This window comes from Mycolicibacterium sp. MU0050 (assembly GCF_963378085.1).
Classification (GTDB): domain Bacteria; phylum Actinomycetota; class Actinomycetes; order Mycobacteriales; family Mycobacteriaceae; genus Mycobacterium; species Mycobacterium wendilense.
Genome location: NZ_OY726395.1, coordinates 1,107,210 through 1,120,028, shown reverse-complemented (window position 1 = coordinate 1,120,028; position 12,819 = coordinate 1,107,210). Strand labels below are relative to the sequence as shown.

The 12,819-nt window shown below is 68.0% G+C and carries 15 protein-coding genes; 4 read left to right on the top strand and 11 right to left on the bottom strand.

Annotated elements, in window-relative coordinates:
• Positions 1-49: 49 nt before the first annotated feature.
• From R2K23_RS05410 to R2K23_RS05400, 3 genes are read right to left on the bottom strand one after another with little or no spacing between them, the layout of a single operon-like run.
• Positions 50-1,525, bottom strand: coding sequence for an MCE family protein (locus R2K23_RS05410; protein WP_316514927.1), 1,476 nt, complete (start codon positions 1,523-1,525; stop codon positions 50-52).
• A gap of 7 nt (positions 1,526-1,532) precedes the next feature.
• A complete protein-coding gene (locus R2K23_RS05405; protein WP_316514925.1) occupies positions 1,533-2,381 on the bottom strand; it encodes an ABC transporter permease in 849 nt (282 codons plus the stop codon).
• On the bottom strand, positions 2,378-3,145 hold the full coding sequence (locus tag R2K23_RS05400; RefSeq protein WP_316514923.1) for an MlaE family ABC transporter permease: 768 nt from the start codon (positions 3,143-3,145) through the stop codon (positions 2,378-2,380). The genes R2K23_RS05405 and R2K23_RS05400 overlap by 4 nt, the downstream gene beginning before the upstream one ends.
• 396 nt (positions 3,146-3,541) lie before the next feature.
• On the opposite strand from R2K23_RS05400, the gene R2K23_RS05395 reads away from it, so the two are divergent.
• Positions 3,542-4,396 carry an alpha/beta fold hydrolase gene (locus tag R2K23_RS05395; protein WP_396893093.1) on the top strand — a complete coding sequence of 285 codons (855 nt, stop codon included), beginning with the start codon at positions 3,542-3,544 and terminating at the stop codon, positions 4,394-4,396.
• On the opposite strand, the gene R2K23_RS05390 is transcribed toward R2K23_RS05395, so the two are convergent.
• Both R2K23_RS05390 and R2K23_RS05385 read right to left on the bottom strand, forming a co-directional pair.
• Positions 4,393-5,346: a 2-hydroxyacid dehydrogenase gene (locus R2K23_RS05390; RefSeq protein ID WP_316514921.1), complete on the bottom strand. Its 954-nt coding sequence runs from the start codon at positions 5,344-5,346 to the stop codon at positions 4,393-4,395. The genes R2K23_RS05395 and R2K23_RS05390 overlap by 4 nt on opposite strands.
• 1 nt (position 5,347) lies before the next feature.
• The gene (locus R2K23_RS05385) at positions 5,348-5,512 is read right to left on the bottom strand and encodes a hypothetical protein (RefSeq protein ID WP_316514919.1); all 165 of its coding nucleotides are present in this window, start codon (positions 5,510-5,512) and stop codon (positions 5,348-5,350) included.
• Between the two features lie 29 nt (positions 5,513-5,541).
• Here R2K23_RS05385 and R2K23_RS05380 point away from each other — a divergent pair, with 29 nt between their 5' ends.
• Complete coding sequence (locus tag R2K23_RS05380; protein WP_316514917.1) at positions 5,542-6,258, top strand: guanylate cyclase; 717 nt, start codon at positions 5,542-5,544, stop codon at positions 6,256-6,258.
• On the opposite strand, the gene R2K23_RS05375 is transcribed toward R2K23_RS05380, so the two are convergent.
• From R2K23_RS05375 to R2K23_RS05355, 5 genes are all read right to left on the bottom strand, one after another.
• Positions 6,207-7,733 (bottom strand): AMP-binding protein, encoded by a 1,527-nt coding sequence (locus R2K23_RS05375; RefSeq protein ID WP_316514915.1) that lies wholly within the window; start codon positions 7,731-7,733, stop codon positions 6,207-6,209. The two genes, R2K23_RS05380 and R2K23_RS05375, sit on opposite strands and share 52 nt — an antisense overlap.
• Complete coding sequence (locus R2K23_RS05370) at positions 7,730-8,281, bottom strand: GNAT family N-acetyltransferase (RefSeq protein ID WP_316514913.1); 552 nt, start codon at positions 8,279-8,281, stop codon at positions 7,730-7,732. Before R2K23_RS05370 ends, R2K23_RS05375 begins: the two co-directional genes overlap by 4 nt.
• A 69-nt stretch (positions 8,282-8,350) precedes the next feature.
• Entirely contained in the window at positions 8,351-8,695 is a 345-nt protein-coding gene (locus R2K23_RS05365; protein WP_316514911.1) for a DUF1801 domain-containing protein, read from the bottom strand.
• A gap of 161 nt (positions 8,696-8,856) precedes the next feature.
• Positions 8,857-9,432, bottom strand: coding sequence for a GNAT family N-acetyltransferase (locus R2K23_RS05360; protein ID WP_316514909.1), 576 nt, complete (start codon positions 9,430-9,432; stop codon positions 8,857-8,859).
• Between the two features lie 61 nt (positions 9,433-9,493).
• Positions 9,494-10,711, bottom strand: coding sequence for a cytochrome P450 (locus R2K23_RS05355; RefSeq protein WP_316514907.1), 1,218 nt, complete (start codon positions 10,709-10,711; stop codon positions 9,494-9,496).
• A 183-nt stretch (positions 10,712-10,894) separates the two neighbouring features.
• On the opposite strand from R2K23_RS05355, the gene R2K23_RS05350 reads away from it, so the two are divergent.
• Complete coding sequence (locus R2K23_RS05350; protein ID WP_316514905.1) at positions 10,895-11,458, top strand: TetR/AcrR family transcriptional regulator; 564 nt, start codon at positions 10,895-10,897, stop codon at positions 11,456-11,458.
• A gap of 118 nt (positions 11,459-11,576) precedes the next feature.
• Positions 11,577-11,813, top strand: a complete 237-nt coding sequence (locus R2K23_RS05345) for a hypothetical protein (protein WP_316514903.1) — start codon at positions 11,577-11,579, stop codon at positions 11,811-11,813.
• A gap of 41 nt (positions 11,814-11,854) precedes the next feature.
• Here R2K23_RS05345 and R2K23_RS05340 read toward each other — a convergent pair whose 3' ends face one another.
• The gene (locus tag R2K23_RS05340; RefSeq protein WP_316514902.1) at positions 11,855-12,730 is read right to left on the bottom strand and encodes an AraC family transcriptional regulator; all 876 of its coding nucleotides are present in this window, start codon (positions 12,728-12,730) and stop codon (positions 11,855-11,857) included.
• Positions 12,731-12,819: the final 89 nt, after the last annotated feature.

Here is a 12,819-nt window from a genome sequence, read left to right as displayed (position 1 = left end):
GGTTTACCTCTCCATACGGGTTGTCAGGACACGGTGTTGGTCGGTGCGGTTACGGCGTCGGTGCCGCCGGTACCGGTGGGGGCGGGTTCGGGAAGGGCACCGTTCCGGGGAACGGGACCACGAACGGTTCCGAGCCCGGGGTGGGGCCGGGGTCCCGGGGCGCGCCGGGCGGCGGCGCCGGGGGCAGGTTGTTCCACAGCGGGGTGCCGTCCGGGGCGTACATCTGCGCGCCGTACGGGTAGTCACCCGGCTCGGGGATGACCTTCGGCGGGTTGCCGACGTTCGGGCCGGGCGCGGGCCCGCCGAACAGGTTGCGCACGCTCGGCGGCTGCGGCACGCCACGGGTAACCGGGAAGTAGTTGGCCCAGGCCGGGAAGCCGATACCCGGGTTGGGTCGGATGTCGACCCCGGTGCCCCAACCGGTGTTGGTCACCAGTGCGCGCACCGGCCAGTTCTCGTCGACGATGGGCAGCGAACCACAGCCGGGCTTGCCGCCCGGGCCGCCCTTGGCGCCGATGATCGGCAGGTGGTCGGGGTAGCGGTACTGGTCGTCACCGGCCAGCGCGCCGCCGTCGACGATGAAGGACTTCCCGTTGCCGCCGGTGGCCTCGTAGCCGCCGTTCTCCAGCAGCCAGTGCGCGCCGACGAGCATGCAGGTGTACTGCGGGTTGTACTTGTGCAGCAGGTTGGTCGTCGGCTTGAGGACGTTGATCGCCTTGATCAGGTTGGCCTGGTTCGGGGCCAGCAACTCGATGCCGCTGTTGGACAGCCCGATGACGTTGAGCAGCAACGCATCCAACGCTTCGGAGTTGTTGACCACCGTGACGCTGGTGGTGCTCGCGGCGTCCAGGGTGGTGACGATGTTGTTCGCCGCGGCGCTGTAGGCGTCGCTGAAGCCCTTGAGCGACTGCCAGTCCGTGCGGATGGTGTCCGCGCGCGGATTCAGGGCCAGCAGCACCTCGTTGGCGTCCGTGGTGGCCTGTCCGATGCGCTCGCCTTCGCCGCGCACACCGTCGGCCAGCGCCGAGAGGGTCGCGTTGAGCTTGGAGGTGTCGACCTGGTTCAGCACCCCGACGAGGTTCTGGAAGACCGTGTTCACCTCGGTGCTGACGTTCTCCGACTTGAGCACCTGTCCGTCGACCAGTCGGTCCGGGCTGGGGTCGTCGGGGTAGATGAGGTCGACGAACTTGGCGCCGAAGGCCGTGGTCGCGCGGATCTGGGCGCCGACGTTGGCCGGGATGTGCTGGACCTGGTCCGGCTCGATCTCCAACCGCAGGGACACGGCGTCGGGTCCGGTGCCGCCACCGTGAATGGTGCTGACCCGGCCGACCTGCACGCCGCGCAGCTTGACCTTGGCGCCGGACTCCATGACCAACCCGGAACGCTCCGAGGTCAGGGTGACGTTGACGTACTTGTTCAGCGAACCGGTGAACAGCGCCGCGGTGAGCCACACCAGGAAGGCCAGAAAGGCGATCAGGATGACCGTCCACCATGCCGGGCGCAGGCCCTTTTCGTCGTGTTCCATATCTCCGCTACCCCGACAGGTTGAAGTTGCCGGACTGCCCGTACACGGACAGCGAGATCATCACGGTTACCAGCGAGGCGACGATCAGCGAGGTGCGCACCGCGCGACCCACCGCCTCGCCGACGCCCGCGGGGCCGCCGGATGCGGTGAAGCCGTAATAGGTGTGCACCAGCATGATCACCAGCGCCATGGCCACGGCCTGCAGGAACGACCAGATCAGATCGACCGGGTTGAGGAACGTCCGGAAGTAGTGGTCGTACACGCCGGTGGCCTGCCCGTAGAACATGGTGGTGCCCACCCGGGCCGCGAAGAACGACATCAGCACCGCGACGCAGTACAGCGGGATCACCACGATCACACCGGCGATCACCCGGGACGACGCCAGATACGCGATGGTGCGGATGCCCATCACCTCCAGCGCGTCGATCTCCTCGTTGATGCGCATGGCGCCGAGCTGCGCGGTGGCGCCGGCGCCGATGGTCGCGGCCATGCCGACCCCGGCGGTCAGCGGCGCGATCAACCGCACGTTGAAGAAGGCCGACGCGAATCCGGTCAGGGCCTCGACGCCGATGGAGGCGAACTGGCTGTAGCCCTGGACCGCCACCAACGCGCCGGTGGTCAGCGTCAGGAAGCCGACGATGGCGATGGTGCCGCCGATGACCGCGAGCGCACCCGCGCCCAGGCCCATCGCGGCCATCAAACGGATGACTTCGCCCTTGTAGTAGATGACGGCGTCCCACACGCCCTTGAGCGTGTAGCCGTAGAACTTGGTCTGGCGGCCGATCCGGTTCCAGCCCTCGCCCCATTCCCCCAGCGTGCGGCGCACCCGCATCGCGGTACTCGGCGCGGCGGTCATGTCGTCACCTGCACGCCGACGGCGGTCACCAGCAGGTTGATGACATTGAGCGCGATGAAGGTGAACACCACCGTCTCGTTCACGGCGTTGCCGACACCGGCGGGGCCGCCTCCCACGGAAATGCCTTTGTAGCAAGCGATCAGGCCGGCGGACAGGCCGAACAGCGTCGCCTTGACCAGGCAGATGACGACGTCGGCGGGGCCGGTGATCAGCGTCAGACCGGCCACGAACGCGCCCGGGGTGACGTGTTGGAGGAACACCGAGAACATGAACCCGCCGGCGATCCCCACCACGACCACCGACGACGCCAGCATCAGGGCGACCAGGGTGGCGGCGAGCACGCGCGGTACGACGAGCGCCTGAATGGGGTTGATGCCCATGACGCGCAGCGCGTCGAGTTCTTCGCGGATGGTGCGGGCCCCCAGGTCGGCGCACATGGCGGTGGCGCCGGCCCCGGCGACCACGAGCACCGTGACGATGGGGCCGATCTGGGTGACGGTGCCGATGGCGGCGCCGGTTCCGGAGAAGTCCGCCGCGCCGAACTCCACCAACAGGATGTTGAAGGTGAAGACCAACAGCACGGTGAACGGGATCGCCAGCATCAACGTCGGGACGATGGATACCCGCGCAACGAACCACGCCTGCAGGATGAACTCGCGCCAGGCGAACGGCGGCTTGAACATCGCGACGAAGGTGTCCAGCGTCATCGCGAAGAAGCCACCGACCGAGCGGACGGGCTTGGCGAACGCGGCGGCGGTGGTCATGACGCGTCCTCCCTGGCGGCAGCCGCTGCCCCGAAGGGACTCAGGCTGGGCGGGATCGTCTGCTGCATATGCGGCTGATCACCTCCCGACATGCGACACCTGCTTCCTGCGTGACCACTGTGACTGCTGGCACAGGACTGCCGAAAAGGTACCTCACCGCATCTTCGTCGATGGGCGCTTTCAACAGACCTTCGCGCTTACCTACTAGCCGGTAGGCCGCCTGAATCTTTGCACACACGGCAGACGGGCGGGCGGCATAGGTCACTACCCCGCCGCGTCTTCGCACGACAGGCCATGGCACGCCCGGTTTCCGTGGCGTGTCGCCGCTGGGCCCGGACGTCGCGGGCGATGCGCGGCGGCGCTCGCAGGAGAACCCGACTCGGTAACGTCAGCCCGGTGAGCACAGCGCAGACCGTCGAGCTGACCGGTGCCGGCGGCATCACCCTGGTCGCCGACGAGTGGAACCGGCCCGGCGGCGACGCCGACGCCGAACGCCCGAGCATCCTCCTGTTGCACGGCGGCGGTCAGAACCGGTTCTCCTGGAAGAACACCGGACAGATCCTGGCCGACCAGGGCTTCCACGTCCTCGCCCTGGACACCCGCGGCCACGGTGACAGCGACCGTGCACCCGGCGCCGACTACGCGCTGGAAAGCATGGCCGACGACGTGCTGCAGGTCATCGATGCCGTCGGTCGGCCCGTGGCGCTGATCGGCGCCAGCATGGGCGGGCTCACCGGAATCCTCGTCGCCCACCTCGCCGGCAGCGCGAAGGTCACCAAACTTGTCCTGGTGGACGTGGTGCCGCGGTTCGAGAAGTCCGGCAGCGCCCGCATCCGCGACTTCATGTTCGGCAACGTCGACGGCTTCGATTCGCTGGAGGAAGCCGCCGAGGCGGTGGCGGCCTATCTCCCGCACCGGACCAAGCCACGCAGCACCGAGGGCCTCAAGAAGAACCTGCGCCTGCGCGACGGACGTTGGTACTGGCATTGGGATCCGGCGTTTCTGATCGCGCCCGGCGATGATCCGTTCGAACGCACCGACAAGCTGGAGGACGCCGCCATCGAGCTGCAGATCCCCATTCTGCTGATCCGCGGCAAGCTCTCGGACGTGGTCAGCACCGCCGGTGTCAACGATTTCCTGGCCAAGGTGCCGCACGCCGAGTTCGTCGAGCTCGGGGATGCCGGCCACACAGCGGCCGGCGACGACAACGACGCCTTCAGCGAGGTGGTGGTGCAGTTCGTCACCCGCTAGGACGACGCGGGTGGTACCACCGGGGTGACCAGTTCTCCTGTGGACAGATAACTTTCGAGGTTGCGCAGGGTCAGCTGCGCCATCGCCCGCCGCGTTCGCTTCGTGGCGCTGCCGATGTGCGGGAAGAGCACCACGTTGTCGAGGGCCCGCAACGCCGCCGGGACGTGCGGCTCGTCGGCGAAGACGTCCAGCCCGGCGCCGGCCAGCGCACCGGTGGAGAGCAGTTCGATGAGCGCGTCCTCGTCGACGACGCTGCCGCGGGCGATGTTGATCAGGTACCCCTGGGGGCCCAGGGCCGCCAAAACCTCACGGTCGACCAGCTTCTCGGTGCCCTTGCCGCCGGCGGTGGCCACCACCAGCACGTCCACGGACTGCGCCAGCTCGCGGGCCGATTCCGCGTACCGGTACGGCGAACCCTCCACCCGACGCCGGTTGTGGTAGGCCACCGTGCAATCGAAGGGTTGCAACCGTTCCGCGACGGCGGCTCCAAGTCGACCCAACCCGAGGATCCCGACCACGCTGCCGGTGAGGTCGCGGGCGTAGGGAAACGCGCCGTCGGCGCTCCAACGACCTTCCCGCACATAGCGATCCGCGACGCCGAACCGCCGTAGGCACATCAGCATCAGGCCGATCGCGGTGTCGGCGACGGTGTCCGAAAGTACATCGGGGGTGTTGCTGACGCCGATGCCGCGCCGCGCCGCCGCCTCGACGTCGATGTTGTCCACCCCGGCACCGTTGTTCACGATCGCCCCGAGACGGGGTAAGGCAGCGAACAGTTCGTCGTCGAGACCGGGGCCGCCGGAGGCCAGGACGACGGTGACGGCGTTGCCGTGCTCGGCGAGGAACCGCGCCCGGTCCGGCCCCGGCGGCGGCAGCAGCAGCGGCCGATGGCTCTGCTCGACCAGTTCCGCCAGCTGAGGCTCGAGACGGCCCACCTGAAGAATGCTCATGCTAGGCCTGCTGGCGGTCCGCTTCGGCGAGTCGCTGGTGCAGCCGGGCGCGGATGTCGTTGGGCGTATAAGCCCTGCGACGGCGTTGGTCCCGCGCCACCAGGACCCCGCCGGCGGCCACTCCGACGACACCGGCCAGCCCGATCCACTTCCAGACATTGCGCATCGTGCCATTCTGCATAAGCTGCCCACGTGATGGCGCGCAACCCAGAACCACACGTCTCGCTCGACCAGGCCCTGGAGGCCACCAGAACCGGGGATATCTGGCTGTTCCGCGGCGCGTCCGGGCCGGACCGGGCCATCCAGACCCTGACCAACGCCCCGGTCAACCACGTGGGCATGACGGTGGCCATCGACGACCTGCCGCCGCTGATCTGGCACGCCGAACTCGGCGACAAGCTGCTCGACTACTGGACCGGTAGCCATCACCGCGGGGTGCAACTCAACGACCTGCGGGCCGCCGTGGAGCAGTGGATGACCAAGTACGGGCAGCGGTGCTGGCTGCGCCAGCTCACCCCGTACGCGAACCGCGAACAGGAGGATCGGCTGATGCGGGTGATCGCCCGCATGGACGGCACCCCGTTCCCCAGCACCGCACGGCTGACCGGCCGCTGGATGCGCGGCCGGCTCCCCACGGTCAGCGACTGGACGCGGGGACTGCCGGTGCTACACAAGCGGATTCGCAGATCCGCCGAGCAGGGGAAGCAGCATCGCCGCATGGCCGGGCTGGAAACCGCCTACTGCGCGGAGACCGTCGCCATCACCTACGAGGAGATGGGCCTGCTGAGCACCGAGAAGCGGGAGAACTATTTCGATCCCGGATCGTTCTGGAGCGGGGACCGGCTACCCCTGCGGCCGGGCTACGAGCTGGGCGCCGAGATTTCGGTGGTGCTCGACGACTCCCGCGCGTAGCGCCGCACCGCCGCCTTGTCGACCTTGCCGTTGGTGGTCAGCGGCAGCGCGTCGACGAACAGGACGTGGCGCGGACGCTTGAACCCGGCCAGCCGTTCGCGCACATGCGCGATGAGCTCGGCCGCGCCGACGCTCGCCGCGGCCCGGGGGACGACGACGGCGCAGACCGCCTCGCCCCAGTGCGGGTCCGGGACACCCACGACGGCAACGTGTTCGACGCCCGGGTGGGTGGACAGGACATCCTCGACCTCACGCGAGGACACGTTCTCGCCGCCGGTGATGACGATGTCCTTGAGTCGGTCGATCACCACCAGGCGCCCGTCCTCGTCGAACCGTCCGACATCACCGGTGTGCAGCCAGCCGTCGATGGCCAACGGGGCATCCTCGGGCCAGGATCGCGGCGCCACCTGAGCTCCCCGGATGAGGATTTCGCCGTCCGCGCCGATGCGCACCTGCGCGTCCGGGTGCGGGCGGCCGGCGCTGGCCAGGATCTGCGGGCGGCCCTGCGCCCCGGCGCGATGGTCGTCGGGCCCGAGAAATGTGACGTTGCCGCCGGTTTCGGTCATCCCATACCCCTGATGGAAGCCGGCGCCCAACCGGGCCATCGCCCGCCGGAGCAGGTCTGCGGGTATCGCCGCGGAACCGTAGGCGATGTCGCGCAGGCTGGTCAGCGCGGTGTCGTCGTGCTCCAGTTGTTCCAGCAGGCTGTGCAGCATGGTCGGTGCCATCGAACAGGACGTCACGCCGTAGCGCTCGACGGCGGCGATGAAATCCTGGGCGCGAAACGCCGCCACCGGCAGCACGGTGGCCTGCACGGCGTGCTGCACCAGCATGTTGTACCCGGCGATGTGACACATGGGAAACGGCAGCAGGTAGACCCCGCCCGGTGCCACCGCACGCCCGATCACCGTCCCGGACACCGCCGCCAGCAGTGAACGGTGCGAGTGGACAACACCTTTGGGTTTGCCGGTCGAGCCGGTGGTGAACAGCAACCAGGCCGGGTCGTCCGGCTGCACCGCGCCCTCCTCGGTGGCGGGCGGCGGCTCCGTCTCGGCCCAATCCGCCTCGCCGAAGGCGGTGAGCTGTCCCGGCGCCCGGCGGCCCAGCGCGGCCAAATACCGTTCGTCGCCCAGCACCACGGCGGGCTCTACGCTGCTCAATTGGCCGAGTTGCTCGTCGGCGCTGAGCCGTTGGTTGATCAGCGCCAGGATCCGCCCGCTGCGCGGCACACCGTAGTACAGCCCGGCGTAGTCCATCCCGTTGTCGGCGATGACCGCGACCCGATCCCCGGGCCGGGTGCGGCGCGATACCCAACCGGCGATGCCGCGCACCCGCCGGTCGAATTCGGCGAACGTCGCGCTGGGGCCGTCGGGCACCACCACCGCGGCCCGGTCCGGCACCGCGGCGGCGGCCGTCGAGATCAGCTCGTGCAGGCGGGTGCGGGGCACATCGGGCCGGTTCGGTTGTGCGGTCACGCCGTTCGTCCGCCGACCAGACGTAGTTCGAACGTCAGTACGGTAACCGTCTCCCCTGAGGGTGCCAGCTCGTCGTGGGGGCCTTCGGTCTCCACGAAGCCGACGGACTCCAGTACACCGCGGGAGGCCTCGTTCACCCAGTCGGCGCGGGCGTCGAGGCGGCCCAGTCCGGCGTCCGCCGCGATGCTCGCAACGGCACGCAAACCCTGCTGCGCCGCGCCCCGGCCCCTGGCTGCCGGCGTCAACCAGAATCCGACCTCGGCCCGGTCCGCGTTCACGTCGAACAGGACCACGCTGCCCAGGAATTCGTCGGACGCGGCGTCGGCGATGGCCAACACCGCCAGCGAGTTGTCGGCGAGGCCGCGGGCGATTTCGTGGTCGACCATGTCCCGCACGCTCTGCGGCGTGTACTGCGCGTACGGCAGGTGCCCGTACCGCCGGACCGCGGGGTCCTCGGTACCGGCGGCATATGCGGCGGCGTCGGCGTGGGCGAGTGGCCGCACGACCACGTCGCCTTCGCGGCGGGGCAGGCAGTCGACGATGTTCATCGCTACCTGTCTACCCTGTCAAGATCCAAGAACGCCCGCAGCGGCGGCGACGGGCCGCTCGGTGTCGCGCTACTCTTTGCGGTTGACCCGCACGGCCTCGTGAATCAACGCCTTGAACGCATCGGGGTCCAGCTCGTCGTCCTCGCGCAGGTCGATCGACCGCCCGACGGGGGCTTGCAGGCTCGCATTGAACAACTTGTCCGGGTCGTTCAGCGACGAGCCCTTGGCGAAGTTCACCTTGACCTTGCCTTTGTACATTTCCAGGGTGCAGATCAGGCCGTCCAACGAAAAGGCCGGAACGCCGTCGGGATTGGAGGGCTTGCGCCACTTGATCTCCTCGACTACGTCGGGTTCGGCTTCCTTGATCAACGACCGGATCTCATCCACCCGATCAATTCGCCAATCCTCGGTCATGGTCCCCAACGTACTCCGATGTGTGCGTAGCGGTCAGGGCCGTCGCACCATAACCCGGGTGATCGAGATTGCGTCCACCGTGACGACACGCCGATCGGGCTCACGTTCGCCGCAGTGTCGATGCATCCGGATCGCGGGACGAATGGGGTGGAATGCCGCGGTCATCGCGCAGCGATGTGCACCATCGAATAGACCGTCGGCCCCTGCTCGATCAACGTCGTTGCCGTGACGGTGAAACCGGCACGCTCGTAGCGCGCGACGTTGCGTTCGCCTGAGGTTTCCATCGCCACGCTCGCGGCTGCGCCGGACACCTGGGCGACAGCAGCAAGTCCGGCCTGCACCAGCGCCGCGCCGAGCCCGATCCCCCTGCTATCGGGATGTACGCCGAGTGTGGCCAGATTCCAGGCGTTCTCGGGCTGCGCCGGGATCTGCGCCTGCGTGAGCACGGCCAACCGCTCGCCATGCAGTCGCGCGACCTCGCGCTGGAATTCGGCGGTCGGTGGTGAGGCGAACGGCGGCAGCAGCGCGATCACGCCGCGCAGGTCGTCGCTGACGAGCACCACCCCCTGGTCGCGTGCATGACCCAGGTACATCCGCTGCAGTTGCTCGAGCCGATCGCGGTAGCCTTCGGCTGGGATGGTCCAGCGGGTCCAGTCATAATCGTCGAAGGCTGCGGCGAGGGTGCCCGCCGCCGCGTCCAGGTCTGCGGACTCGGCCCGCCTGATGGGTATCGGCACGGGCCGTAGTGTATAGGTCGTGACCACTCGCCGCGTCAACGGCGTTCTGCGGCAGCGTCTCTCAATCCAGCCGCAGGGTCAAGTGCTCCAGGCGACGCACCAGGAGACTGGGTAACCAACTCCCCGTCTCGGCGGCCTCGATGAAGGTCGTGCGCTCCAGCAGATCGCCCACGACGATGGCGGCCTCCAACCGGGCGAGGGCGGCGCCGACGCAGAAGTGCACACCTTTGCCGAAGCTCAGATGGTTCTTGCCGGCCGGCCGATCGAGCCGGAACACATTCGGATCATCGAAGTGCGCCGGATCGCGGTTGGCGGCCCCCCACATCAGGAACAGGCGCGAACCGGCGGGCAGCGACACGCCGCCAAGCTCGGTGTCGCGGACAACGTGGCGGTAGTGGCCGCGGAACGGCGACTCGTAACGCAGCACCTCTTCGAGGAATGCGCCGAGCAACTCCGGTTCTTCTCGCACCTGCTGTTGGACGGCCGGGTTGGTCGCGAGAATCCATGCGGCGGAACCGATCAGGGATGCGGTGGATTCTCCGCCGGCGCTGAACAGCGTGATCAGCATGGCGAGGGCGGCGACCTGGTCCAGCTCCCCGGAATCGGTCGCCGCGGCCAAGTCGCCGAGCAGGTTGTCCCGCGGTTCTGCACCAGCAGCCTGGAACTGCTCGGAGATGTACCCGCTGAGTTCCATCACCGACATGCCCGCGGCGGCGAGTTGATCCTGGGTGACCAGACCCTCCACGAATTGTGTTGCGGCGTAACCCCACCGGATGAGCTTATCGGTGTCCTCGGCCGGGACTCCGATGATCCGTCCGACAATCATCATCGGTAACCGGTTGGCCATCGTGGCCATCCAGTCGATCTGACCGCCGCGGGCGCTGATCTCGAAGATGCGCGCTGAGGTCTCGACGATGAAGGACTCGATGCCGCGGATTCGCTTGGCCGCCAGTTGCGGCAGGAGCATCTTCCGGTGCGCGGCGTGCACGGGATCATCGGCGGTGGCCAGTACCTGGGTCGAGCCGCCCAACTCCCCCATCGGGAACACGCCCACTGTGCCGTCCTCGCGCATCATCGTCCCGGTCAGGTTGGACGAGAAGTCCTCGCAGCGCGCCACGGCCTCGTTGACGCTGTTCCACCCGGTGACGGCGTAGAACTCGGAATCACCGATCCGATGAACAGGCCCTGCGGCGTGCATGCGTTCGTACAACGGGTACGGGTCCTGGATGTACCGATCGTCGAACAGGGCGACGCCGAGCGCTCCCTCCACACTGGTCATCGGCCCACCGTGACGGTCTCGTCCACCAAGGTCAACGGGGCGCGGCAAAGACGAGATCGACGCGTACCGTCGCGACGGGCGGTTGTCTCAGCCACCGCCTCCCACCTGCGGACATTCTGAACCTATGCTTGAGATCTTTCTCAGTGTTGAGAAAATAGCCTCACGACGATGCAAGGAGCCGGGATGGTTCGACAGGACTGGGTCATCGGCGGCGACCGCCGGCAGGCCGCGGCCGAACGCATTTACAGCGCGGCCGCCGATCTGATGCTGCGCGACGGGCTGGAGGCGTTCGACATCGACGCCCTGTGCCGGCGGGTGCACTGTTCCAGGGCGACCATCTATCGCTACGCGGGCGGCAAGGCGCAGATCCGCGACGCTGCGCTCGTTCGCATCGCGACGGGGATCACCGACACGGTCCGGCGCGAGGTCCAGGGCCTCAGCGGCTCGGAGCGTCTCATCAAAGCCATCTCCGTGGCCCTGCGGCAGATCAGGGCCGACCCGATCCGGCGCCTTGCGGTGAGTTCGGTCGCGGCTCCCCAGCTGAGCGAGCTGCATTCGTCGCCGATCCTGAGCGCCCTGGCCGCCGAACTCACGGGAATCACCGATGACGACCCCGTCGCGGCGCTGTGGATCGTCCACGTGGTGCTCTCACTCGCGTACCTGCCCATCGGCGATGAGCGCACGGAGGCCGAGGTGCTACGCCGGTTCGTCGCGCCGGCGTTCGCGCAGCCGACCAATCACCGCTGAGAACCCCCCTCGACACTGCGCTCACGGTGACGACACACCGATAAGGTTTACGCTCACCGCAGTGTCGATGCGTCCGAATCGCGGGACGACCTGACTGCTACCGGAAGCGTGGAGGCTGATGCTGACGCTGATAATCGCCATCCTTGCGAACGGCTTGCTCGTGGTGGCGTGGATGCTCTACCTGCGCCGCGCTCGCAAGAAGGGCGCCGACTACGTCACCAACCCGGGCTGGCCCAGCAACCTCCGGCCGTTGCCGCGTGAGCTACACGACGCACCGGACGGGGCGGGCTCGAAGTCAAGCCTGTACGTCGATCCCGATGAATCCGGGCCCGACATGCGCACGAACCCGCGTTGAGCATCGCGGCGGATCGCCAAAGGCGTGCCGCCGCGATCCGCTCACGCCACGTGATTGCGTTCGATCGGCAACCACAGCTCGCACGTCGCGGTGCTGAAGTCAGCGGCGCGATCCAGCACCGCCACCAGGGACGGGCCGGGGCGCAGTCGCCAGGGGTTGGACGGGAACCACTCGGTTGCCGTCGCAGCCCAGGCCGCCTGCAGAGCTGCAGGATGCTTGCCGGAGGTGCCGAATACGGCCCACGCGCCAGCCGACACCTCGATGACGTCGAGGTCGTCGGGCACCGCGGTGTCGGCGTCGACGGCCACGCCGTGCAGGTAGGTCAGTTCGCTGCCCTCTGAGTAGTCAGGATCAAGATCCGCACTCACCTGCAACAGACCCGCTGGTTCCGTGTCACTCAGCTGCTTGAGCCTGTCGTGCTCGGCGGCCGGTAGCGCCGAGACGTGCGCCTGAATATGCGGATTGACGCCCTCGTGGATCAGTGGCACGCGGACAGCGTGGCCGATCAGACGGAAAGCGGGACGCTCGAGGATTCGGGCATCCATGGGGGAACTCCCTTCGACGGTCAGGCGGAACCTGAGTTGCGGTTGGCTGCGAAGGGGGCCGCCGTTTCGACGAACGTCACCATGACTCACTCCGTGCACGGCGCGGAATGCCCGACCGAACGCCTCGGTCGATCCATACCCGTACCGCACGGCGATCGTCAGCAGATCCTCGTCACCGATCACGTCGGACGCAGCAACGGTCATGCGGCGACGACGCACGTACTCGGACACCGGCATCCCCGCCAGGGACGAGAACATCCGGCGGGCGTGATATCCGGTCGTCCCCATTCCGCTGGCGAACTCGTCCACGTCCAGTTCACCATCGAGGTGTGCCTCGATCTCGTCGACCAGGCGGTTCAGAACGTCGATCACGTTTGCTCCCTTCGTGATCCACTCTCTCCGGCGAGCGAACTGCACGCCCGACTTCTCCGATCCGATTCAATCGGTGCGCACATCGTCTT

Excerpts from the sequence above, each read along its gene's own strand:
- R2K23_RS05410 (WP_316514927.1), bottom strand. The coding sequence starts at position 1,525 with ATGGAACACGACGAAAAGGGCCTGCGCCCGGCATGGTGGACGGTCATC.
- R2K23_RS05405 (WP_316514925.1), bottom strand. The coding sequence starts at position 2,381 with ATGACCGCCGCGCCGAGTACCGCGATGCGGGTGCGCCGCACGCTGGGG.
- R2K23_RS05400 (WP_316514923.1), bottom strand. The coding sequence starts at position 3,145 with ATGACCACCGCCGCCGCGTTCGCCAAGCCCGTCCGCTCGGTCGGTGGC.
- R2K23_RS05390 (WP_316514921.1), bottom strand. The coding sequence starts at position 5,346 with ATGAGCATTCTTCAGGTGGGCCGTCTCGAGCCTCAGCTGGCGGAACTG.
- R2K23_RS05385 (WP_316514919.1), bottom strand. The coding sequence starts at position 5,512 with ATGCGCAATGTCTGGAAGTGGATCGGGCTGGCCGGTGTCGTCGGAGTG.
- R2K23_RS05380 (WP_316514917.1), top strand. The coding sequence starts at position 5,542 with ATGGCGCGCAACCCAGAACCACACGTCTCGCTCGACCAGGCCCTGGAG.
- R2K23_RS05370 (WP_316514913.1), bottom strand. The coding sequence starts at position 8,281 with ATGAACATCGTCGACTGCCTGCCCCGCCGCGAAGGCGACGTGGTCGTG.
- R2K23_RS05365 (WP_316514911.1), bottom strand. The coding sequence starts at position 8,695 with ATGACCGAGGATTGGCGAATTGATCGGGTGGATGAGATCCGGTCGTTG.
- R2K23_RS05355 (WP_316514907.1), bottom strand. The coding sequence starts at position 10,711 with ATGACCAGTGTGGAGGGAGCGCTCGGCGTCGCCCTGTTCGACGATCGG.
- R2K23_RS05350 (WP_316514905.1), top strand. The coding sequence starts at position 10,895 with ATGGTTCGACAGGACTGGGTCATCGGCGGCGACCGCCGGCAGGCCGCG.
- R2K23_RS05345 (WP_316514903.1), top strand. The coding sequence starts at position 11,577 with ATGCTGACGCTGATAATCGCCATCCTTGCGAACGGCTTGCTCGTGGTG.